The following is a 21,974-nucleotide window of genomic DNA, read 5'->3' on the forward strand; positions in this document are numbered from 1 at the left end:
TAGGAGGAACTCTCCTTTTAAACAAAATGATTTCCACAAAAAAGTAGGATGAAATGATTTCATTTCATCCTACCCTGGTTTTTATTTAGCACGTTCTTCTTCAATCGCCTGATTCTTATCCTCTTCCGCCTTACGGGCCGTCACCCGTTCAGGATCTTCCCCTAATTGTCTCAGCTTTTCTTTTAAAGCCCGATTATCTCGTTGAAGCTGATAATTGCGAACCGTCCCAAAAATTCCTGCGATCAAGCCACCCATTAAAACGGACCCTAAAATAATGAGGATCAATGGAGCTTGCCCCGTACCAAATAAGTAATTCACTTCTACCGCATCGACATTAAACACAGCGAATATTGCAACAATAAGAGCAAATACTAATGCCAAAATAAAATTCTTCTGTCCCTTCAAAGAACCCATCTCCTTTCTCAAAACCTTTCAATTATTTTACACTTCCTTTCTTCTTCTATTCCCAAGTGAGGCTTTCTTGAAAACTCCCCCTCCATATCAGTAGGCTTTAAGCTGAGGTTGTGTTTCCGTTTGCTTTAATTAACGAACGTCGAACGACCCCACCTCGTGTAGAGCCATGGAAAGCGAGTCGTTCCCCAGACACCCCCAAGCACTTAACAAACACAACGGCCTTACACCGTCAAGTAAAAAAGAGCTCTCCCTGTAGGGAGAGCTCTTACTTTTATACTTGTGGGCCGCCAGTTTGTTTCTTCTCTTTGTACTCGATCGGTTTACGCTTAAGCATACTACCTCTCCATACTAACCACAGCTGAGCTGCGATGAATAGGGAGGAATACGTACCAGCTATTAAACCAACAACAAGACCAAATGAGAAGTTTGTAATGGCTGTTGCTCCGAATAGTAGAAGCATTAAGGCAGCGAATACAACCGTCAGGACGGTGTTAATACTACGAGCTAATGTTTCCATTAAACTCTTATTCACGACTTCTGCTAGTTCAGAGAATGTTTTCACTTTCTTCTTCAGCTTCAGATTCTCACGAATACGGTCAAACGTAACAATTGTATCATTTACGGAATAACCGACGATGGTAAGAATCGCAGCAATAATTGTTATATCAAACTCGAGTTGGGTGATGCTAAACAGCGCTATAATAAAGAACGCATCGTGTAGTAAAGCAACAATCGCCGTTAAGGCAAAATAAATTTCGAATCGAATGGTTACGTAGATGATAATACCAATCGACGCAATCGCTACTGCGTATACCGCATTTTTCACAAGTTCTTTACCTACAATGTCTGATACCGTGCTGACACTTGGACTGCTTCCATATAGGTCATTGAAGTGACTCTTAATGTCTGCAATTTCAGACTCTGTTAAGACGCTCGCAAATCTTGCCACGCCTATTTCATCATCTTCACCGGATATAACCACTTTCTTCGGTGTGTAACCCAGTCCTTCAAATTCCTCTTTCACTTCTTCTTCACTAATAGGTTCATCAGCTAAGACTTGTACGCGAGAACCACTAGTAAAGTCGATACCTAAGTTCAGTCCCATCACCCCTAGAGCAATGGCACCGGCAAGGATGAGGGCAATAGAGATTCCGAAGAATTTCTTACGGTGTTTAACAAAGTCAAAGGAACGACCGAAGACTTTTGCTTCGACTTCTTCTCCTTTTTCAATGTCTTTCACCTGACTTGGCTTAATACCAAAGAGTCCTGGCTTTTTGTTTAATGCACGGCTCTTCACTAAGAGACCAAGCATTAAGCGAGATCCATAAACCGCCGTTAAGAAACTAACCAGAATACTGATAATCAACATGGTCGCAAACCCTTTTACAGAGCTCGTACCAAAGATAAACAGAACGATGGCAGCCAAGATTGTTGTGATATTCGCATCAAGAATGGTGGCTAAAGAACGACTATTACCCGCTTTAAAGGCAGATAAAGTTGACTTCCCTGCTTTCATTTCTTCTTTAATGCGTTCGTACGTAATAATATTGGCGTCAACAGCCATACCAACACCGAGCACAAGCGCGGCGATTCCAGGTAGTGTTAGGACCCCGTTCATTAATTCAAAGACAAGTAGAATTAAGAAAATGTACGTGGACAGCGTAATAACGGCTACTACACCAGGAAGACGGTAGTAGAACATCATATATACAAAGATCAGTGCAATGCCTATGGCACCTGCTAAGATCGTTTTGTTTAATGCTTGTTCACCGAACTGCGCACCAACTGACGTAGAGTAAAGCTCTTTCATATCAACAGGCAGTGAACCAGCATTTAAAATGTTAGCAAGTTCTTGAGCACCGTCGACCGTAAAGTCCCCTGTTATCATAACTTCTTTCGTAAGTAATGGTTCGCTTACGCGTGGGGCTGAAATGTACCCTTGTTTTTCTGGATTGTTAAAGTCAGCTATAAAGGAATCTTCTTCATCAAAGTCCATCCAGATGACCATAGAATTCTCATTGTAAGGGGTCGATGGATCATTCCCTAACTGAGAAACTTTTTTGGTTACACTTTGGAACTCTTTCGCATCTTTTACTTTTAACGTAACAATCGGAGCCTTCGTATCAGGATGAAATTCTTGTTGAGCACTGCCTTCTACAAGATTTGATCCATTAAAGATTTCTCCTTTTTCTGTGTCTGGTTCATTATTATCCTCTTCATCCATTTCAAGTGAAAGAGGTTCGTCGTTAATGCGGATTTCATCGTCATCAACTGTTCTGAACGACAGACGAGCAGAGGTACCAATGAGCTCCCGGGCTTTGTTCTGGTCTTCAATACCAGCAAGCTGAACTCGAATTCGGTCCTCCCCTTCAATATTGACGCTTGTCTCACTAATTCCTAGTGAATCGACACGTCGATAAATCGTTTCTACGGTTGCTTCTAAAGCATCCCTGTCAATCTCTTGGTCTTCATCAATAGGTGTAACCTGATACAAAATTTCAAATCCACCTTGTAAATCAAGCCCAAGGCGAATATCCTTTGTTATTCCTTGTACCGTTGTTCCGATTGTACCTGCAAAGATAAGCAGGAGCAGAAAAAACGCAACGATACGACCGCGTTTTACCATAAGTATAAGTGCCTCCTTCTGACTTCTCCAACGACGATTTATGATATCGTGTAGTGCTCCCACGCGTAAAAGAGTGGTCTTCTTACCTACCACTCTACAACTACATGAGCTTTTCTTTATGTACGAAGCATAAAGAAGATATTATGGCGACCCTATCGCCTAACTCCAATATTGTAATTATAGAAATCTTTGGGAACGACTGTCAATACAACGTTTCATTTTCTTCTTCATTCGGGTTATGATTTCGTAACGCTTCGATCTGAGCAAGCAGGTCATCACTTTGATAGGCTTGAACCGTTAGATAACTCATATAGGTGCCAACACTTAAATGGAAAACATCCTGAACTGCTCTATGTAAGCGCAAAACCGGGTTCCCTTTCCACACTTTCTTCTCAAGGCATTTCCAAATATCTTCTTCATGTGCCTTACTATAGCCTAACAGATGAAATTCTTCTTTCTTGCTCTGTAAAACAGGGTAAATCATCGGCTTCCACTGCTTTACCGGTTTGCCTTCTTCCATTTGTAGTGCCCCTCTCGTTAAAGCTCCAGTTTTCCAGAAAGCGAAATGGTTTCAATCATTTAAGAATGCTTGTCATGCTTGCCCACCTTTTCTGCATATATTCATTGTATACGAATTTCAATTCTTTGAGAAGGTAGGTCGTAATGAATGACCAAGCAAACCTTTTTACAAGGTACACTTATTTTAATCGCAGCAGGCATGATTACTCGCTTTCTGGGGTTTGTCAATCGAATCGTCGTAGCACGTATTATGGGGGAAGAAGGTGTTGGCCTTTATATGATGGCCATACCTACTCTTATTCTGGTCATCACCCTAACTCAGTTCGGGTTACCTGTAGCCATCTCGAAACGAGTAGCTGAAGCAGAGGCCATTGGAGATTTACGGAAAGTAAAGAAAATACTTGTTATCTCACTTGGCGTAACAGGCGTTCTGAGCATCATCTTCACGACAGGGATGGTCTTATTAGCACCTTTATTATCTCAGACTTTGTTGACGGACGAGCGCACACTCTATCCACTCCTTGCCATCAGCCCTATTGTTCCAATAGTAGCGATTTCCTCTGTGCTACGCGGATACTTCCAGGGGCGACAAAACATGAAGCCACAAGCATACTCGCAAGTTATTGAACAAATCGTTCGAATTAGCTTTGTGGCGTTGTTTACGAAAGCGCTAGCCCCATATGGTGTGGAATATGCAGCAGCCGGCGCGATGATTTCTGTGGTTTTGGGAGAATTTTGTTCACTTCTTTATATGCTCCATATGTTTAAAGTGAAAAAACGAGTGAAAGTAAGAAGGAAATTTATGACGTATATTAAGAACGGGAAGGAAACCTTTAATGAACTCATGTCCATCGCTCTACCAACGACCGGAAGTCGCATGGTAGGATCGATTTCCTTTTTCTTAGAGCCTATCCTTGTCGCTCAAAGCTTAGCTATGGCAGGTGTTCAAACGGCCATGGCTACAAGACAGTACGGAGAATTAACCGGGTATGCACTCCCCCTTCTAATGCTACCGACATTTATTACCCAGTCTCTATCTGTCGCTCTTGTGCCAAATATCAGTGAAGCCGGAGCTAAAGGGGATCAAACCCTTATACACTATAGAATCCATCAAGCCATTCGCTTGTCTTTTGCTTCTGGTGCCATCGCTACTGTCATATTAACCATCTTTGCAACACCGATCTTAACGTTTATGTACGGACACGGAAATGCTTCTCGGTTCTTACTGATTATGGCGCCGTTTTTCTTAATGCTTTACTTCCAGGCTCCTTTACAAGCTGCTTTGCAAGCCCTTGACTTAGCCAAAGCTGCCATGTGGAACAGCCTGATCGGTGCAGTCGTAAAGTTTGCCGTTTTACTTTCTTTAGCCACTCAACCTGAGTTTGGCATTATGGGCGTAGCTCTTGCTATTGTCGTGGGCGTTATTCTCGTTACATTCTTACATCTTGCAACATTAATGAAAGCGATCCAGTTCCGTATACCACTAGTTGATATCGGGAAAATGATCATGCTAATGGGGATCACATGGTTTGTAGGTTACAAAATGAACGAACTCTTCAAGGAAGCTACGATGGCCCCTGTCCCATTCTTGCTATTGATTACAGCCTTCACCGTAGTCTATATTATCTTCCTCTTCGTCTTCCGCTTCATCACGAAAGAAGAATTGCAACAACTTCCGTTTTTCCAGAAGAAGCGGTAAGACTTAGGTAAAAATAAAAACCAAGCCAAAAATCACCTTTGTGATTCTTGGCTTGGTTTTTTGTATGGGCGTTAGCGCACTAAGGCTTGCCTATTGTTTTTCTAACATAAACACCCACAAGAAGGTCAGTGCTTGCTGAAGAGGTTTCGGCATATGGCTGACATCTTCTTTTACGCCTTCTTTAAATACTCCGTACCCATCTAATGTCCGCCATCCGGTTTCACTAGCTAGCTGTTCAAATTCCCATGGCATCATCGTATTGCAGATCACATCTTCTCCGTATAACCTTCTGTAGCTATTTTGACGGGGTCCTGCCGTCGGTCCAAGTACGGCTATACAAAGTCGCCCCCCTGGCTTTAACACACGGTAGAGCTCGTCTAAAGCATGTTTAGGGTCTTCAGTCCACTCTAGAGAATTAATGGCCATTAGACCGTCGTATGTATGCTGTTCAAACGGAAGTTCAGCTAGGTCGCCTTGTTTAAAGATTAATCGATCACCGCTTATCTGATTTGCGTGTTCAATCATCTTCGGAGAAATATCTACTCCTGTCACATCATAACCTGCTTCACTTAGTAAGAAGGCTCCGTATCCGTCTCCACAGCCGATATCTGCCATTTGGCTCCCAACTGGCACGTACCTTTTCACAAAGGGGATAATTCCAGACCTGGACCCTTCATTCCACATCGAACGACTCTTCTCGCTCCAAAAGGCCACATTTTGATCCCATTTCTTTGTAACGGCTTTATGCCAATTAAACGATTCGCTCATTTCTTCTCCCTCCTTATCATGAAAAAAGAAGGTTGCTCCTTCGAGCCACCTTCTCTTTATGTTACTTCTTTTCATCGTATTCGTCGATGTACCATTTATTTTTATGGTCAACACTAAGCAATGAAATTTGGTCAGGATGTTGATACCCTCTCTTACGGATCTCCTCTAACAACCATTTCTCATCTTTTCCATTCCGCTTTAAGTTTTCCTCTTGAATTTTTCCGTCCGTAATAAATGGCATGAGGAATCCGTTCATATCGGGAGATGGATTGTCTTGTTTCTCTAAGATCGAAAGCTTTCCAGATGGTTCTAATATGGCAAAAGCAACTTCCTCAACAGAGGAGGTCCCATTTTCTCTTAACTGCTGAAGCAAATCATTGAAATTATATCGTTGCTTCCTCATTTCATTCTCATCAATTTTGCCATTCTGTATAATGACCGATGCTTTGCCATCAACGGTTTCTCTGAACCATTGACTCTTTAGGGAGAACCATGCACTTAATCTTTGTATAAGTAAAAGGACGAGCATGGGAATGACAGCATGGATGAATTCATCCTTCGGCTCTTCAATGGAGAAGACACCGATTTCAGCAAGCATGATGAACACCACTAAATCGAGTATGGAAAGTTCTCCAATTTCTCTTTTTCCCATGACGCGAAAGATCACTAAAATAGCGAAATAAGTTGCAAAAGTTCTCCAAATAATAATCCAAACTTCCTCTAAGTTCACACCAGGTTCACTTCTTTCTGTTGTCCCTAATGGTCTTAGTGTAAACCGATCAGACATTTCCTATGCTTGTTACATACTCGCCTGCATAAATGGCACAAGATAACGAAACCAGATGTAAACCGTACAGACCACCAGAGAGAAAAGTACAACCGGCATTCCGTATGCTATAAATTTCAAAAAGCCAATTGGATGTCTAGCACTTGAGGCCAAGCCCGCCACGACAACATTGGCTGATGCGCCAATTAAGGTTCCATTGCCACCTAAACAAGCTCCAAGGGCGAGGGACCACCATAAAGGATCCAAATTCGTCATCCCATACGACTGAAATTCTTTTATGACCGGGATCATTGCAGCTACAAAAGGGATGTTGTCTACAATGCCTGAGAACAAACCTGAGATCCACAGAATCATAAGAGCCGTAGAAGGCAAGTCCCCTTCTGTTACCCAGATCATCCCCCTGGCTAACTCATCAATGACTCCAACCTGCTCAAGACCACCTACAAGCATGAATAAACCCATAAAGAAAAATAATGTAATCCACTCTACCTCTTCAAATACTTTCTCTGTATCTGCTTCTCGTTCTGTTAATAAAAGGAGTAAGATCGCCCCGCACACAGCCACCGTTGTCAGCTCAACATGGACAAACGCGTGGAGAAGGAAACCGAGAATAGTTAGAGATAACACGGAAACGGATTGGTAAAGCATGGGGGTTTTCTTCAAATAAGATGAAGGATCGATCTCCATCATGGACCTCACCTGATCCCCTTCCCCCATAACAAGGGATTTGCGAAACAAGAAGACAAGCCCACCGAGCGTCGTCACAAATATTAAGAAGACAACAGGGCCAAGATGCACAAGAAAGGACATAAACGTAAAGTGTTCAACAGCTTGCCCGATCATAATATTTGGGGGATCTCCAATTAACGTAGCTGTCCCGCCAATGTTGGCACAAAGAATAACGGTCAGTAGATAAGGGAAAACGGGAAGATTTAATTTTGAAGTGAGCGTGAGCAAGATTGGTACAAATAGAAGAACGGTGGTTACATTATCAAGTAGCGCAGAACCTATGGCCGTCAGCACCCCCGTCACAATTAATAGTGGAATAGGAGCCCCTTTCACCTTCTGGGCTAACAAGATGGCTATGTATTCGAATAAGCCTGTCTTCTTTGTAATCGAAACAAGCACCATCATTGAAAACAAAAGGGTAATGGTAGACCAATCAATAAAGCTTGTGAACGCTTCTTCCCAGCTATAGATACCACTAAGCAGCATAAAGACTCCGCCCGCTAAAGCTACGAGCGCACGATTTATCTTCTCTGACATAATAAACACATAACTGATAATAAACACCGCAACCGCCAGGGTCGTTTCCATTCGAACCCCCCTTTTCCTTGTCCATTTTTACTACTATATTCAAGAGCCTCCAGAAAATATTTTATTCTATTTATTTTTTTTGTGAATAAAGTGGTAGAAAGATGGACGAACAGGGAGGAGAAATACTATGGCGAAAGATCGAATGATGGCATTGGCCTATGGATGGGGAACCATTCTTGTTCTGATGGTGGTAAGCAGCTTCGCGTTGGCCTTATTCCTTAAATTCTCAAATATGACTGAATCCACTCTGCAATGGGCCACCCTCATCATTGGACTCATTACACTCTTTATCGGAGGCTTCATTTCCGGAGCAAAAGGGAAAGAGCAGGGCTGGTTGCTCGGACTATTGACCGGGATTGGTTTTCTTGTTTTTGTTCTCTTATTTCAATTCTTAGGTTATCAAAAAGGCGTTTCCACATCTCAACTCCTTTATCAGGGAGGCTATGTAGTGATGGCCTTATTCGGCGGGATGATGGGAGTTAATGTTGGAGGGAAATCCAAATAAAAAACGCGCTTATCTCAACAGAGGTAAGCGCGTTTTTCTTTATGCTTTCTGAGTCACGACTTCACGGATAGCTGAACGATCGTATGTAAGTTTCGTTCCATCTTCTACCTGTAGAATAAGCGTGTTTTCATCTAGCGCATGAATCGTTGCGTGCATGCCACCAATGGTAATGATGTGATCTCCCTTTTGAAGATCAGACTGCATTTGCTTTACTTGCTTTTGACGCTTCTGTTGCGGGCGAATAAGCAAGAAGTAAAACAGGACAAACATTAGGGCTAGCATAATTAATGAACCTGCAGAACCTGCCATGTGTTTTCCCTCCTTTCAAGAATAAGCTTCTATCATTTAGAAGTTCTTAGCATCTGGTTTATTGAAGCCATATTGTTCAAAGAACTCTTCACGGAAGTCACCAAGACGGTCTTCCATAATCGCTTCTCGAACTTGCTTCATTAATTTTAACAGAAAATAAAGATTATGATAAGTTGTAAGTCGGAAGCCGAATGTCTCATTACATTTAATGAGGTGGCGAATGTAAGCTCTTGAGTAGTTACGGCATGTATGACAATCACATTCTGGGTCAATTGGACCGAAGTCACGAGCAAATTTTGCATTCCGGACGACTAAGCGACCTTGACTCGTCATACACGTTCCATTACGAGCAATACGTGTCGGCAATACGCAATCAAACATATCAATACCACGGATGGCACCGTCGATTAGCGAGTCAGGAGAACCTACTCCCATCAAGTAACGTGGTTTATCTGTTGGCAAGTACGGTGTTGTGAACTCTAACACACGGTTCATCACGTCTTTTGGTTCCCCAACAGAAAGTCCACCAACAGCATAACCTGGGAAGTCCATGGATACAAGGTCATTTATACTTTGGCGACGAAGATCTTCATACTCCCCGCCCTGTACAATTCCGAAGAGACCTTGATCATGGGGACGTTTATGGGCTTCAAGGCAACGCTCAGCCCAACGGCTCGTCCGTTCAACAGACTTCTTCATATATTCGTGGCTAGCTGGATATGGAGGACATTCATCGAATGCCATCATAATATCAGCACCAAGCGAGTTTTCAATATGCATTGCTTTCTCTGGTGATAGGAATAGCTTCTCACCACTAATATGGTTTCTGAAATGAACGCCTTCTTCTTTAATATCACGAAGCTTACTTAAACTAAAGACCTGGAAGCCACCTGAATCCGTTAAAATGGAGCCATCCCAGTTCATAAATTTATGAAGACCGCCTGCTTCCTCTACGATATCTTCTCCCGGACGTAACCATAAATGGTACGTATTCGAAAGGATAATTTCCGCTCCCATTTGCTTCAGCTCTTCTGGTGCCATCGTTTTAACCGTAGCAAGAGTTCCTACCGGCATAAACATGGGCGTTTCAAAAGAACCATGTGGTGTATGAACCCGACCTAAACGAGCTCCTGTTTGTTTACATGTTTTGATGTGTTCGTACCTAATTGGCATCATTCATACCCTTTCTGTCTCTTTATAAAATTAGCATGGCGTCGCCAAAGCTGAAGAAGCGGTATTGTTCGTTGACAGCTTCTTCATAGGCTCGCATCACAAAATCCTTACCCGCAAGTGCACTTACAAGCATAATTAACGTAGACTTTGGTAAGTGGAAGTTCGTAATCAGACCATCAATGGCTTTAACGTTATAAGGTGGATAGATGAAAATATCTGTCCAACCAGATGCTTCTTTGAAAGAACCATGATCTCTTGCAATCGTTTCAAGAGTTCTAGTAGACGTCGTTCCAACTGAGATGATACGACCTCCATTCTCTCGGATCCGATTCAGTTGATCAGCGGTTTCTTGTGACATCTGATAAAATTCAGCGTGCATATCATGGTCCTCAACAGAATCTACACTTACAGGACGGAAGGTGCCAAGACCTACGTGAAGCGTAATATATGCGATTTCTACACCTTTATCTTCTATCTCCTGCAGCAGTTCTTTAGTAAAGTGAAGCCCTGCTGTAGGCGCCGCTGCTGACCCCTCTTCTTTTGAGTAAACAGTCTGATAACGCTCACGGTCAGAAACTTGCTCTTTAATATACGGAGGAAGCGGCATCTCACCTAAAGATTCCAGTACCTCAAGAAAGATTCCCTCATAGGAGAATGTAAGAATACGCCCTCCATGCTCTTGCAACTCTGTACATTCAGCAACAAGCTTCCCATCTCCAAATGAAATCTTCGTGCCTACCTTGATCTTCTTAGCAGGCTTCACAAGCACTTCCCACTCGTCACCTTCTCGCTGATGAAGAAGTAATACTTCAACTTTGGCACCTGTGTCTTCTTTCACTCCATATAAGCGAGCAGGTAGTACCCTGGTATTGTTCAATACTAAACAATCACCTGGATTTAAGTATGATGTAATGTTATAAAAATGCTGATGATCTATGGTTTCTTTCTCGCGATCCATAACAAGTAAGCGAGAAGACGTTCGATCTTCCAGTGGAGTTTGAGCGATCAACTCTTCTGGTAAGTGAAAGTCAAAATCATTTATGTTCATATGTCTCTCCCTATCTAGTTCTTAACGAATTTTCCCAATAATATATAGCAATACACTAAGGACAACACTCACTATAATAGACGTCATGATCGGAAAATAAAAGGTTGTATTTCCTTTTTTAAAAAGAATGTCGCCAGGGAGCTTCCCGAAAACACTCCAAACGATGCCGATAACAATGAAGACCACCCCTAAAATAATAAACATCTTAGGAAACTCATTCACGTCCAGGCACCTCCCGGTTAAAGTGCTCATAAGCAAGATGTGTTACCAGTCTGCCCCTTGGGGTACGTTGGATAAACCCTTTTTGTAACAGAAATGGTTCGTACACATCTTCAATCGTCTGTGACTCTTCCCCGATCGTAGCAGAAATCGTATCAAGCCCTACTGGTCCTCCTCTGAAGTGGTCCATAATTCCAAGTAATAACTTGTGGTCAACATGATCAAGACCAGCTTGATCGACCTGAAGCATATTCAGAGCCTGGTCCGTTGTCTCTCTTGAAATAACGTCCTCGCCCTTTACCTGGGCGATGTCGCGTACACGTTTTAAAAGACGGTTAGCAATCCGTGGCGTCCCTCTAGAACGACGAGCCACTTCAACAGCTGCTTGTTCATCTATTTCCACATCAAATATCTCAGAAGTCCTCTTTACAATTTCGCAAAGATCCTCTGTGGTGTAGTAATCTAATCGACTTAAAACACCAAACCTGTCTCTGAGGGGCGCAGAAAGCAACCCAGCCCTCGTTGTAGCTCCAACAAGGGTAAACGGAGGCAGATCAAGTCGAATGGATCTTGCCTCTGAACCAGATCCAATCACAATATCTAAACAGAAATCTTCCATTGCAGGATAGAGAACTTCTTCAACGGAGCGGGGCAATCGATGAATCTCATCAATGAAGAGAACGTCTCCTGCTTCAAGAGAGGACAATATCGCCGCCAGATCACCTGCTCTTTCAATCGCCGGACCAGCGGTTGTTCTAAATTGACCACCCATCTCACTTGCAATAATAGAAGCGAGCGTCGTCTTCCCAAGTCCTGGCGGTCCGTAAAGGAGCACGTGATCTAAGGGTTCGTTTCGCATTCTGGCAGCCTCTATAAAAATCCGTAAGTTTTCTTTTGTTTTGCTTTGCCCGATATATTGAGCAAGCGTTTGTGGCCGGAGGCTCAACTCAACAGAAGCATCATCCGTCATTGCCTCTCCACTCACCATTCGATCATCCATGGTAACCCTCCTTCCTTACGCTTTCTGCATCATAAGGGCTAACCCTTTACGTACATATTCATCCACACTTGAGCACTGTTCTTTTTCAAGTTTTGGCCTGATCGATTTAATCTCTCGATCCGAATACCCTAACGCCCTCATGGCTTCTAGTGCTTCGTCTACAAAGTTCGTCTGTTCTTTATGGGTATGCTCCCCTTCGAAGAAGATCGTCGTTTCATCTTGTTCCACAGGTAACCACTCGGTCAGTTTCCCTTTTAAGTCCAAGATCATCTGGCGAGCCGTCTTCTTCCCAACTCCAGGGAAACGGGTTAAGAATTTGTCGTCCTCACGTTCAATGGCCGATACAACTTCTCCGACAGATGTTGATCCAACAATCGCAAGAGCTCCCTTAGGCCCGATCCCTGAGACATTTAGTAATTTCGAGAAGATCATTTTCTCCTCAGGCGTTTTAAAACCATACAACGTCTGCAGGTCCTCTCGCACATAATGGTACGTATAAATAAGCGTCTCCTTCCCTTTCATCGTCTGAAAGGCAAACGGATTCGCACATAAAATTTCATATCCAATGCCACTTGCTTCTACAATGACATTCTCAGCCGACACAGCAGCCACATTCCCTCTAACATAAGCTATCATTACATTCGTTCTCCCTTTTATCCGTAGTGACCTCTGTTTATTTTAACACATGTCCCCCCAAAAGCGCAGGCCCCTGTTTGGCTCCGTCAGGCATAAGAAAAATAACGGAGGGTAGCGACCTTTCTACCCGCAGTTATTTTCCTTATGACCCCGAGGAGCCAGGGGCCGGAGCTAGATGATGAACCAAAAGCGCAGGCCCCTTGTTTAGTTCCGGAGGCATAAGACGAGCAACGGAGGGAAGGGACCTTTCTTCCCGCAGTTGATTGACTTATGTCCAGAGGAACTAGGGGCCGGAGCTAGATGATGAACCAAAAGCGCAGGCCCCTGGCTCCGATATAAGCCATATGAGTTCACCCACTCAAGCCGGAAGATTCAGAATTGCACATATTTTATGTTGACTGACTGGTCATGAAGATGTATGATCTACGTATATTATCAGGGAACGGGGTGTAACTATGAGTACGATTGATCGTATTGTGGAATATCTCAAAAACCTCGGAGTGAATGCTGAAAAAGTATACCGGCCACCTAAGAGTAAAACACAGTCGTAATACATATAAACCAAAACCCCTTCCTTATTGTAAGGAAGGGGTTTTGTTATGGGGTTGGGGTAATCGAGAAGTATTCGTATTTCTTTAAAAGACTCAAATACTGATCTTTTGATTTTATTTTAATTCCTTCTTGTAATTCCTGACTTTGAAAACTCTCAAGCTTTCCTACATCAATTTGAAAGAAAGAGTGAATGACCTGTGTTTCATCACTCGTGCCATCAAACAAAATGAGCTCATTGCCCTCATTAAGACCAAAATAACCTGCTTCTTTAACAAATGGAGAAAGATCATCTACTTCTTTACGAAATGTAATGTGCCCGACTTGTTGATCCACAAGCTCCCATCCTTCATAACGTGCCCAGAAATCTTCCATAGCCCATATGGTTTCTTTCTTACGTTCTTCCCCGACGTGCCCATCAATATATACACGCTGCAATACAACTTCCATTTCTAACGGCTCTTGAACAGCTACCTTAGAACCCGCTGTTTGTACTTGAGAAGACTCTGAAGCTTTAATTGGCATAGAATCCATCGAGCGTATACCGCCCACAAATAAACCTACAGCCACTAAAATCAAAGCGAGTCGAACCCTCCGCATACCATCCACCTCCATTACTCTTTATCCCTTTAAAGCGCAACACGGTGTCTGACACGCTTTCACTTGCTAAAGGATGTCAGAGCGTGTGTAAGGAATAAAAAAACTTCTAATTTTAGGTTTCCCAAAATTAGAAGTTTTATCCTAGCGGTATGGTTATGCTTGTTGGAAATTGTGGTAGACTTCTTGCACGTCTTCTAAGTCTTCAAGCATATCAATTAGTTTTTCCATTTGCTCAGCTAACTCCCCATCTAGTTGAGAGTAGGTCTGCGGGAAGAAGGTTACTTCTTCTGAATCAAGGGAAATATTTTGCTCTTTGAGAGCTGCTCGAACATCTTGGAATGTTTCTGGATCTGTATAGATTTCAAACGCTTCTTCAGTCGTTTCCATCTCTTCTGCTCCTGCTTCAATCGCTTCAAGCATTAGTTCCTCTTCATCCATATCAACCACAGATCGGTCAATTACGATGTAACCCTTACGATCAAACATAAAGGAAACACACCCATTTTCCCCAAGGTTTCCACCATTTTTATTAAAGGCGTGTCGAACTTCAGAGGCTGTACGGTTACGGTTATCTGTCAGTACCTCTACCATAACAGCAGCACCTCCAGGGCCATACCCTTCATACGTAAACTCTTCATAATTAGCCCCGTCTAGTCCACCAGTCGCTTTATTAATCGCTCGATCAATGTTTTCATTTGGAACGTTGTTGGCTTTTGCTTTATCAATCATTAAACGAAGCTGCGGATTCGTTTCAGGGTCTCCTCCGCCTTCTTTCGCTGCTACGTATATATCTTTTGCCATTTTCATAAATAGCTTTCCACGTTTTTTGTCTTGAGCACCTTTTCGATGCTTAATATTGGCCCACTTCGAATGACCTGCCATGGGACATTCTCCTCTCTTCATCTTTCCATAAGAAATTGAAATCCATAACCACTATAACACAAAGGAAAAGTTTGAAAAAGACTGCCAATTCGGGATAAATTCGTTGATGTCCCTATGTATACAATGCTTTCATTAGAAAGAACCACAAAAAAAAGAGCGCTACATAAGCACTCTCAATTATCTGTAATTCTTATCTCTAAATTGATCCACTCCATCAGGCATTTCTTCATCCTGATTGATACGGCTCTTAAGATCTTTCATACGATCCCAGTATCGCTCATCTGTATACACGACAATTTCTTTTCCTTTTGTTTCAGGCATTTCTTTTAAGGCTGCACGCACCTTTTCGGCAACATCCACTCTTGTATACGTCGCACGATCGGGCTCTTCTACTGCCACGATGACAGCGTCATTCGTTACAACAACCTGAGCTGTTTTAACAAATCGTGACTCACTTAACCGTTTCCCGATTTCGCGAGACTGTTTGTCATACTCTTTATTGTTGTAAGAGTTCGCATCCTTATCAGAAATAGGTGTCGTTAGAGAATCCGGATAATCTTTTTGAGCTTCTCCATTTTTAGGACGAGATCGCTCTAACTCATACTGATAATATTCAGTGTCGATATTGGTTTGGAACTTAGGTTGATCTTTGCCAATATCCTTATTGCTTTCTTCTTTGGCATTTCTTTCTGCTTGATTCTCGAGTTCAGCGTTTAGAGACTCCGGTTCAAGTTCTGTCTGAATAGACTCTTCATTAGCGCCTCCACACCCTGCAAGTAACCCTAGAGAAAGAACTGCTCCCATCATGAATTCTTTTTTCATGAGAAAAACCTCCCTTACATCCTTAGGATGGCTCAGAGAGGTTTTCCTTACACGAGTTACATTTAGGTAATTGTCCGTTAGAATTTAGGAGGGGCAGCGGCTAACTCACGCTTATGTTCGCTCTTTTTATGCATATCTTCAATGATTTTACGATCCTTTTCAGGGATGTCTTCTCCCTTAATATGCTTATCAATCATTTCATAGGAAGTACCCATTTCATTCTCATCCGTTTGACCTTCCCATAATCCTGCACTTGGTTTCTTCTCGATAATTTCATTTGGAACTCCAAGTTCACGGGCTAGGTCACGAACTTCACCTTTTGTGAAATGAACAAGTGGCACTAAGTCGACACCGCCATCTCCGTACTTGGTGAAATATCCTGTGTACCATTCAGCAGCATTATCTGTACCGACAACAAGATATTTATAGTTCGTACCTACTGAATATAGTGTACTCATTCGTAAACGAGCACGAAGGTTGGCATCAGCCAATTTTTCCTGCGCCTCGTTGTAATCACCTGAAGTTTTTAATTGATCCTGAATAGTTGAGAACATGACTTCATGCGTTTTCGTAAGGTCTACTGTTAAGGAATTAATGCCACAACTATCAATAACTTTTTGAGCCGCTTCCTGGTCATCGGGATTACTTTTACACGGTAAAATGACTCCTAATGAATTCTCAGGAAAAGCACGCTTAATTAAGTGAGCGACAACTGCTGAGTCAATACCGCCACTAACTCCAACTAATAGTCCTTCTAATCCTGCATTATTGGCTTGGTCTTGTAACCATTTCACAAGCTTATCGATTTTATCTTGCATAAGTACGCTCTTCCTTTCAGTTTATCATGGGTTATGTTAGGTTATTTCTCATATCATGTTAGCATAAGTTTGTTTTGTTCGACAAATGATAGTTGCTTCTGCCATCTTTCGCTCAGCACCTGAAGATAGAATTGGATCTCTTCTACAGACCGTTCCTCCTTCATAAATGTATTCCATTCTCGTACTAAAGCAGCTGGTATCGCTAACCCTAACCTAAAGAAAGGAATCTCCTCTTCGTTCAATCGATTCTCAATAGAAACGATCTCTTCCGCACCCTCAAGAAAAGGCAAGAATCGTTGCCCAATTTGAATCCAATCATACACCCGCGGAGACTGAGAAGCTAAGTCAAAATCAATGAGATATACATTATTATGTTCCGCCCTGATAAAATTATGAGCCGCTACATCTCCATGAACCCATGAACGATTGTCTAACGCCCGTTTTTCAAGCGCATACCAATCCAATTGAATAAATCGATCGTACAAGGAAGAAGAGGTGTGGATAAGAGAATTATATAGGTCTCCATAACCATATTGCTTAAAGACTTTATAGTGATTTCCAAAATGTCGAAATCGCTTTTTCCAGTGCATATATAAGGGTTGTTTCACAATCAAGGAGTCCACTTCAATCCCTTTTGCTTGTTGATGAAAAGCTCCAAGAACATTACAAGCTACCTCCCGATCCGCTTTCCGCTTATAATTTAAAGAATCCCCTCTAATATACGGAGCTAATGTCCACGTCGCCCCGTAACCATCACGGATCCACAAATCACCAGATGGAAAAGGGATAAAGGGAACGAGAGCGCTGTTTGCAGAAATAGCTTTAAACAACTCCCACTGGTGCTCTACAGAGTGAACGGAAGTATACCGTTTTACGATCAGCCACCGTGAGCCGGTGTACACCTTCACTACATGCGGCTTTATTCTCTCGATCCGCTGAATAGATAACCCCGCCTTCGTTTCTAAAAAAGAGAAGGGAAAGTCGCTTTGGACTTCCCCTTTTACGTGCTTACCCATATTTAATAATCCTCGTCGTCGTCATCAAAGCGCGGCATCTCAAATCCACTGAATCCGGAAGAATCCCCCATCTGCATCTGCGGAAAACCATACCCTTGTTGTCCTCCGCCTTGCTGTGGCATTCCATAACCTTGTTGTGGCATTCCGTATCCCTGTTGTGGCATTCCGTATCCTTGCTGTGGCATTTCGTATCCTTGTTGCGGCATTCCATACCCCTGCTGTGGCATTCCATATCCTTGTTGCGGCATTCCATATCCCTGCTGTGGCATTCCATATCCCTGCTGCGGCATTCCATATCCTTGAGGGTACCCATCATCACATCCACAATCATCCATCATGCCAGCCACTTGCCCCGGCATTTGTGGCATATCCATACTTGAGGATTCAGATGATTCATCAAACGCCCCTTGAACCATACCTTGTTGCATCGGCATCATTTGCTGGTCATCATAACAATTCGCATCCATACTGCCTAAATATTGTGGATGCGGATAACACGGCATACAAGGATGAGGCGGACAAGGCATGCATGGATGCTGCATCATTGGATAGTAATACATTGGTTGTTGCATTTGTGGCATCTGTGCCATCGGTTGCTCCATTTGTGGCATTTGCTGCATCGGCTGTTGCATTTGTGGCATGACTTGTGGCTTCGGCTCGTCTTTTTGCATCCCTTTTACTTGTTGTGGTTTTGCTTCTGGTTTCGCTTCCGGTTTTGCTTGCGGTTTCGCTTCTGGCTTAGCTTCAGGTTTCGCCTTAGGCTTTACCTCAGGCTCTTTATACTGAGGCATTTGCGGAATATTTACCGTTGTATAGTAATTTTGCATTTGTTGTTCCATAGTCGGAAATTGCATTTGGATCGGTGCCATTTGCATTGGCATTTGTGGCTGTGGTTGAACAGGCATGATTGGTTTCTCTTTTTTAGCCGGCTTCACAGCTTCTTTCTTTGGCATTTCTTTTTTCGGCATCTCTTTCTTAGGCATTTCCTTTGGCTGTTCTTTTTTCTCTTCTTTTATCATTGGTAACGGTTTTGGTGAGGTATCCTTATAAGGATGTTCGGCCGGATATTTTTTCGTCTCTTTCTTAACCGGCTTCGAATCAGTTGGAACTTTAATCTTCATACCAGGCATAATCATATCTGGATTACTAAGCTGTGTATTCATGGCTTTTAACTCTTCAAAGTTCACCCCATATTTCTGGGCAATCTTCCACAATGTGTCCCCTTTTTGAACAACATGTATTTTCACCGCAGTTACTCCCTTCTTTCTGTTATAGGCATTTCCATAAGAAAATAAATAACAGATGAACTCCATACAACATATGCATGAACACCTAAAAGATTGATGGATTTGCCTAACTTTTTTACGAAAGCCTGCTGTGTTTCGTGATTTTTGCACCTATAAAGGGTTACGTTTTTTAAGGAATAAACATTAGAGACTCAAAGATCTTCGCCGATTTAAACATAGAAAGAAGAACGGATTACATAACAAAAACCTCTTCCCAATGAAGGAAAGAGGTTTTACATTACATTTTATGAACAGCTTGGGATTCCACTTCAAAGCAAGGGTAAGTGCCTAAGATTTTCGTTTGGCACCCAATCGCTTGAAGCTCTTGTTGTAGTGCAGGAAATAGAACGGAATCATAAGATTGATTCACATCAATTATAAAGAAATAGTTCCCTAAACCTGTTTTCATTGGACGGGATTCAATCTTTGAAAGGTTCATTTTACGCCAAGCAAATGCTGAAAGAACCTGGTGAAGCGCTCCGGCGCGGTCACTCGGTAATGTAACCATAAGCGTCGTCTTCTGTTGCTTCACTTCATGATCCTTCATCTCAACAGGCGCTTGTTCCTTCTGCACCACGACAAAACGTGTATGGTTGTTATCATAATCATGGACATTCTGCCTTAAGATTCTTAAACCATACTCTTCTGCCGCAAGGGCATTGCCTATAGCAGCGTGTTGGCCTTTCATCTCTTTCACATTCGCAGCCGCTTCTCCTGTGGAAGCACTATAGTGCACCTCTACACCAGGCATTTCTTTATGAATAAACTGGTGGCATTGAGCGATCGCATGACTATGTGAATACACATGTTCAATCTCACCTACATCACCCTTGAAGTCTGGATGAACAAGAACATGTTGTGTAATTGGCACAACCACTTCAGCAATAATCGGTAAGTCGACCTGATGGATTAAATAATCAATCGTCATCGAAACTGTACCTTCGATCGCGTTCTCAACAGGAACGACGGCCAGCCCCACATCTCCTCGATTCACCGCATCCAAACACTCAGGGATTGTTCGGAAGCTAACCGTTTGATCTGATTGAAATAATGCATCCACTGCTATATTTGTAAATGTTCCTTTTGGTCCTAAATATCCTACTTTTACCACAACGTTTCCCCCTCAGCTATGCTCCGCTACTTACAACCTCAACTCGGTCTATAAAGTCTAAGCGTTTAAAATCTTGTAATAATTGTTCAATGGATTGACTCATGCCAGATGTATTTAACGAAAGGGTTACGTTAGCCTTCCCTTGCAACGGGATCGTTTGGTGAATCGTTAAGATATTACAGCCTGATTGAGCGACAGCTGCAAGTAACTGAGAAAGCGTACCTGAACGATCTTCCAAGTGGAAGAATAGGGTGATCATCTTCTCCTTCACCATGGCCTGGAACGGGAAAACTGCATCTCTGTATTTATAAAAGGCACTTCGACTCAAGTCGACTTTCTGCACGGCATCATGCACCGATTCCACTTTACCTCGTTCAAGTAAGGCTTTCGCTTCTAGCGTCTTCTGCATGGATTCTGGCAATACATCACTTCGGACTAAAAAAAATTGTTCATTGTTAATACTCATGATCTCGTTCCCCTTTTGAATAGTCTATTCGACAAATTCAAACTCGTAATCAAGCAGGCGAATGGTATCGCCATCTTTCGCCCCGCGTTCACGCAGCGCATCATCTACGCCCATAGTGCGTAATTGACGAGCGAAACGACTAATCGATTCATCTCGATCGAAGTTCGTCATCTTGAATAACTTCTCGATCTTCGCCCCTTTCAACACAAAGGCACCGTCTGATTCACGTGTAATTTCGAATGGCGTTTCTTCTTTTTCAAATCGATACACGACACGTTCTTCAACTTCTTCAACAGGCGTGTCATCTTTTGGAATCGTCTCTAAGATATCAGCAATCGCAAATAAAGACTCTTTTAAACCTTCACGTGTAATAGATGAGATCGGATAAATTGGAATGTCTTGTTCAAGCTGTTCTTTAAATGCTTCAAGCTTCTCCTCTGATTCAGGCATATCCATCTTGCTTGCCAAGATAATTTGAGGACGATCAAGAATCGTTTCATCGTATTGTTTTAATTCCTCGTTAATGGTAACGAAATCTTCGTAAGGATCGCGTCCTTCAATACTTGCCATATCGACAACGTGAACAATTACACGGGTACGATCAACGTGGCGAAGGAATTGATGACCTAATCCTACCCCTTCATGAGCTCCTTCGATCAGCCCTGGAAGGTCAGCCATTACGAAACTGCGCTGGTCTTCTGTTTCAACGACTCCAAGATTCGGAGTTATGGTTGTGAAATGATACTCAGCTACCTTAGGTTTAGCAGCACTTACAACAGAAAGTAGCGTAGATTTCCCTACACTCGGAAAACCAACAAGTCCAACATCGGCCATCAGTTTTAATTCTAAGGAAACGTTACGCTCAATACCTGGTTCACCATTTTCCGATATCTCCGGAGCCGGGTTACGAGGAGTCGCAAATTTGATATTACCACGACCTCCGCGCCCACCTTTTGCAATGATGGCTTGTTGTTTGTGCTCAATTAAATCTGCCAGGACATCCCCTGTATCTGCATCTCTTACTGTTGTTCCAGGTGGGACCGGTACGATCAGGGGATCGGAGTTTTTCCCGTGCGCTCCTCTACTCTTACCGTGCTCACCGCGTTTCGCTTTAAAGTGACGCTTGTAGCGGAAGTCCATAAGAGTATTTAACCCTTCATCTACTTCAAATACAACGTCACCGCCATTACCGCCGTCACCGCCAGCAGGGCCTCCCATAGGAACATACTTCTCGCGACGGAATGATACACTTCCGTCTCCACCGTCACCAGCTTTTACATAAACACTAACCGAATCGACAAACATTTCTTTCACCTCTTATTTTAATAACAGAGAGATTAACAATTGTCTGTCTGTTATCTCAATGTCTTGTACATATTCTATATTTTCGACCTCTGCACTTAA

The 21,974-nt window shown here is 42.7% G+C and carries 23 protein-coding genes; 2 read left to right on the forward strand and 21 right to left on the reverse strand.

Features of this window, described 5'->3' with window-relative positions; all coding sequences use genetic code 11:
• Nucleotides 1–81: 81 nt before the first annotated feature.
• From LQ226_RS08050 to LQ226_RS08060, 3 genes are all read right to left on the reverse strand, one after another.
• Nucleotides 82–381 carry a LapA family protein gene (locus LQ226_RS08050; protein ID WP_354665911.1) on the reverse strand — a complete coding sequence of 100 codons (300 nt, stop codon included), beginning with the start codon at nucleotides 379–381 and terminating at the stop codon, nucleotides 82–84.
• Between the two features lie 304 nt (nucleotides 382–685).
• Nucleotides 686–3,040, reverse strand: coding sequence for a protein translocase subunit SecD (secD, locus tag LQ226_RS08055; RefSeq protein WP_231417311.1), 2,355 nt, complete (start codon nucleotides 3,038–3,040; stop codon nucleotides 686–688).
• A 202-nt stretch (nucleotides 3,041–3,242) separates the two neighbouring features.
• On the reverse strand, nucleotides 3,243–3,560 hold the full coding sequence (locus tag LQ226_RS08060; RefSeq protein WP_231417312.1) for a post-transcriptional regulator: 318 nt from the start codon (nucleotides 3,558–3,560) through the stop codon (nucleotides 3,243–3,245).
• Between the two features lie 147 nt (nucleotides 3,561–3,707).
• Between LQ226_RS08060 and spoVB the strand changes: the two genes are divergently transcribed.
• Entirely contained in the window at nucleotides 3,708–5,258 is a 1,551-nt protein-coding gene (gene spoVB, locus LQ226_RS08065) for a stage V sporulation protein B (RefSeq protein WP_231417313.1), read from the forward strand.
• A 90-nt stretch (nucleotides 5,259–5,348) separates the two neighbouring features.
• Here spoVB and LQ226_RS08070 read toward each other — a convergent pair whose 3' ends face one another.
• The 3 genes from LQ226_RS08070 to LQ226_RS08080 form a co-directional block, all read right to left on the reverse strand.
• Nucleotides 5,349–6,026 carry a class I SAM-dependent methyltransferase gene (locus LQ226_RS08070; RefSeq protein WP_231417314.1) on the reverse strand — a complete coding sequence of 226 codons (678 nt, stop codon included), beginning with the start codon at nucleotides 6,024–6,026 and terminating at the stop codon, nucleotides 5,349–5,351.
• Nucleotides 6,027–6,087: 61 nt separating this feature from the next.
• Nucleotides 6,088–6,756: a DUF421 domain-containing protein gene (locus tag LQ226_RS08075; RefSeq protein ID WP_436663197.1), complete on the reverse strand. Its 669-nt coding sequence runs from the start codon at nucleotides 6,754–6,756 to the stop codon at nucleotides 6,088–6,090.
• A 69-nt stretch (nucleotides 6,757–6,825) separates the two neighbouring features.
• Nucleotides 6,826–8,130: an ArsB/NhaD family transporter gene (locus LQ226_RS08080; protein WP_231417316.1), complete on the reverse strand. Its 1,305-nt coding sequence runs from the start codon at nucleotides 8,128–8,130 to the stop codon at nucleotides 6,826–6,828.
• A 127-nt stretch (nucleotides 8,131–8,257) separates the two neighbouring features.
• On the opposite strand from LQ226_RS08080, the gene LQ226_RS08085 reads away from it, so the two are divergent.
• On the forward strand, nucleotides 8,258–8,635 hold the full coding sequence (locus LQ226_RS08085) for a TIGR04086 family membrane protein (RefSeq protein WP_231417317.1): 378 nt from the start codon (nucleotides 8,258–8,260) through the stop codon (nucleotides 8,633–8,635).
• A gap of 39 nt (nucleotides 8,636–8,674) precedes the next feature.
• Here LQ226_RS08085 and yajC read toward each other — a convergent pair whose 3' ends face one another.
• The 15 genes from yajC to obgE form a co-directional block, all read right to left on the reverse strand.
• Nucleotides 8,675–8,944, reverse strand: a complete 270-nt coding sequence (gene yajC, locus LQ226_RS08090) for a preprotein translocase subunit YajC (protein WP_231417318.1) — start codon at nucleotides 8,942–8,944, stop codon at nucleotides 8,675–8,677.
• A 36-nt stretch (nucleotides 8,945–8,980) separates the two neighbouring features.
• A complete protein-coding gene (gene tgt, locus LQ226_RS08095) occupies nucleotides 8,981–10,120 on the reverse strand; it encodes a tRNA guanosine(34) transglycosylase Tgt (protein ID WP_231417319.1) in 1,140 nt (379 codons plus the stop codon).
• Nucleotides 10,121–10,139: 19 nt separating this feature from the next.
• Nucleotides 10,140–11,165 carry a tRNA preQ1(34) S-adenosylmethionine ribosyltransferase-isomerase QueA gene (gene queA, locus LQ226_RS08100; RefSeq protein ID WP_231417320.1) on the reverse strand — a complete coding sequence of 342 codons (1,026 nt, stop codon included), beginning with the start codon at nucleotides 11,163–11,165 and terminating at the stop codon, nucleotides 10,140–10,142.
• A gap of 21 nt (nucleotides 11,166–11,186) precedes the next feature.
• On the reverse strand, nucleotides 11,187–11,387 hold the full coding sequence (locus LQ226_RS08105; RefSeq protein WP_231417321.1) for a DUF2905 domain-containing protein: 201 nt from the start codon (nucleotides 11,385–11,387) through the stop codon (nucleotides 11,187–11,189).
• Nucleotides 11,380–12,384, reverse strand: coding sequence for a Holliday junction branch migration DNA helicase RuvB (ruvB, locus tag LQ226_RS08110; protein ID WP_231417322.1), 1,005 nt, complete (start codon nucleotides 12,382–12,384; stop codon nucleotides 11,380–11,382). Before ruvB ends, LQ226_RS08105 begins: the two co-directional genes overlap by 8 nt.
• A 15-nt stretch (nucleotides 12,385–12,399) precedes the next feature.
• Nucleotides 12,400–13,020: a Holliday junction branch migration protein RuvA gene (gene ruvA, locus LQ226_RS08115; protein ID WP_231417323.1), complete on the reverse strand. Its 621-nt coding sequence runs from the start codon at nucleotides 13,018–13,020 to the stop codon at nucleotides 12,400–12,402.
• A 597-nt stretch (nucleotides 13,021–13,617) separates the two neighbouring features.
• On the reverse strand, nucleotides 13,618–14,169 hold the full coding sequence (locus tag LQ226_RS08120; RefSeq protein ID WP_231417324.1) for an intercompartmental signaling factor BofC: 552 nt from the start codon (nucleotides 14,167–14,169) through the stop codon (nucleotides 13,618–13,620).
• 153 nt (nucleotides 14,170–14,322) lie between these two features.
• Nucleotides 14,323–15,051 carry a YebC/PmpR family DNA-binding transcriptional regulator gene (locus LQ226_RS08125; protein WP_231417325.1) on the reverse strand — a complete coding sequence of 243 codons (729 nt, stop codon included), beginning with the start codon at nucleotides 15,049–15,051 and terminating at the stop codon, nucleotides 14,323–14,325.
• A gap of 177 nt (nucleotides 15,052–15,228) precedes the next feature.
• Nucleotides 15,229–15,873, reverse strand: coding sequence for a YhcN/YlaJ family sporulation lipoprotein (locus LQ226_RS08130; protein ID WP_231417326.1), 645 nt, complete (start codon nucleotides 15,871–15,873; stop codon nucleotides 15,229–15,231).
• A 77-nt stretch (nucleotides 15,874–15,950) separates the two neighbouring features.
• Nucleotides 15,951–16,691, reverse strand: a complete 741-nt coding sequence (gene nadE / locus LQ226_RS08135; RefSeq protein ID WP_231417327.1) for an NAD(+) synthase — start codon at nucleotides 16,689–16,691, stop codon at nucleotides 15,951–15,953.
• A 53-nt stretch (nucleotides 16,692–16,744) separates the two neighbouring features.
• Entirely contained in the window at nucleotides 16,745–17,707 is a 963-nt protein-coding gene (locus LQ226_RS08140; protein ID WP_231417328.1) for a phosphotransferase, read from the reverse strand.
• A 2-nt stretch (nucleotides 17,708–17,709) separates the two neighbouring features.
• Nucleotides 17,710–18,954 carry a SafA/ExsA family spore coat assembly protein gene (gene safA, locus LQ226_RS21070; RefSeq protein ID WP_284526543.1) on the reverse strand — a complete coding sequence of 415 codons (1,245 nt, stop codon included), beginning with the start codon at nucleotides 18,952–18,954 and terminating at the stop codon, nucleotides 17,710–17,712.
• Nucleotides 18,955–19,231: 277 nt separating this feature from the next.
• Nucleotides 19,232–20,104 (reverse strand): prephenate dehydratase, encoded by an 873-nt coding sequence (gene pheA, locus LQ226_RS08150; protein WP_231417329.1) that lies wholly within the window; start codon nucleotides 20,102–20,104, stop codon nucleotides 19,232–19,234.
• Nucleotides 20,105–20,120: 16 nt separating this feature from the next.
• The gene (locus LQ226_RS08155; protein ID WP_255688039.1) at nucleotides 20,121–20,570 is read right to left on the reverse strand and encodes an ACT domain-containing protein; all 450 of its coding nucleotides are present in this window, start codon (nucleotides 20,568–20,570) and stop codon (nucleotides 20,121–20,123) included.
• A gap of 24 nt (nucleotides 20,571–20,594) precedes the next feature.
• On the reverse strand, nucleotides 20,595–21,875 hold the full coding sequence (obgE, locus tag LQ226_RS08160) for a GTPase ObgE (RefSeq protein ID WP_231417330.1): 1,281 nt from the start codon (nucleotides 21,873–21,875) through the stop codon (nucleotides 20,595–20,597).
• Nucleotides 21,876–21,974 lie beyond the last annotated feature (99 nt).

Source organism: Pontibacillus sp. HN14, from assembly GCF_021129245.1.
Lineage (GTDB): Bacteria > Bacillota > Bacilli > Bacillales > BH030062 > Pontibacillus.

Coding starts and splice junctions, on each gene's coding strand:
- secD (WP_231417311.1), bottom strand. CDS start 3,040: ATGGTAAAACGCGGTCGTATCGTTGCGTTTTTTCTGCTCCTGCTTATC.
- LQ226_RS08060 (WP_231417312.1), bottom strand. CDS start 3,560: ATGGAAGAAGGCAAACCGGTAAAGCAGTGGAAGCCGATGATTTACCCT.
- spoVB (WP_231417313.1), top strand. CDS start 3,708: ATGACCAAGCAAACCTTTTTACAAGGTACACTTATTTTAATCGCAGCA.
- LQ226_RS08070 (WP_231417314.1), bottom strand. CDS start 6,026: ATGAGCGAATCGTTTAATTGGCATAAAGCCGTTACAAAGAAATGGGAT.
- LQ226_RS08080 (WP_231417316.1), bottom strand. CDS start 8,130: ATGGAAACGACCCTGGCGGTTGCGGTGTTTATTATCAGTTATGTGTTT.
- LQ226_RS08085 (WP_231417317.1), top strand. CDS start 8,258: ATGGCGAAAGATCGAATGATGGCATTGGCCTATGGATGGGGAACCATT.
- yajC (WP_231417318.1), bottom strand. CDS start 8,944: ATGGCAGGTTCTGCAGGTTCATTAATTATGCTAGCCCTAATGTTTGTC.
- tgt (WP_231417319.1), bottom strand. CDS start 10,120: ATGATGCCAATTAGGTACGAACACATCAAAACATGTAAACAAACAGGA.
- queA (WP_231417320.1), bottom strand. CDS start 11,165: ATGAACATAAATGATTTTGACTTTCACTTACCAGAAGAGTTGATCGCT.
- ruvB (WP_231417322.1), bottom strand. CDS start 12,384: ATGGATGATCGAATGGTGAGTGGAGAGGCAATGACGGATGATGCTTCT.
- ruvA (WP_231417323.1), bottom strand. CDS start 13,020: ATGATAGCTTATGTTAGAGGGAATGTGGCTGCTGTGTCGGCTGAGAAT.
- LQ226_RS08120 (WP_231417324.1), bottom strand. CDS start 14,169: ATGCGGAGGGTTCGACTCGCTTTGATTTTAGTGGCTGTAGGTTTATTT.
- LQ226_RS08125 (WP_231417325.1), bottom strand. CDS start 15,051: ATGGCAGGTCATTCGAAGTGGGCCAATATTAAGCATCGAAAAGGTGCT.
- LQ226_RS08130 (WP_231417326.1), bottom strand. CDS start 15,873: ATGAAAAAAGAATTCATGATGGGAGCAGTTCTTTCTCTAGGGTTACTT.
- nadE (WP_231417327.1), bottom strand. CDS start 16,691: ATGCAAGATAAAATCGATAAGCTTGTGAAATGGTTACAAGACCAAGCC.
- LQ226_RS08140 (WP_231417328.1), bottom strand. CDS start 17,707: ATGGGTAAGCACGTAAAAGGGGAAGTCCAAAGCGACTTTCCCTTCTCT.
- LQ226_RS08155 (WP_255688039.1), bottom strand. CDS start 20,570: ATGAGTATTAACAATGAACAATTTTTTTTAGTCCGAAGTGATGTATTG.
- obgE (WP_231417330.1), bottom strand. CDS start 21,875: ATGTTTGTCGATTCGGTTAGTGTTTATGTAAAAGCTGGTGACGGTGGA.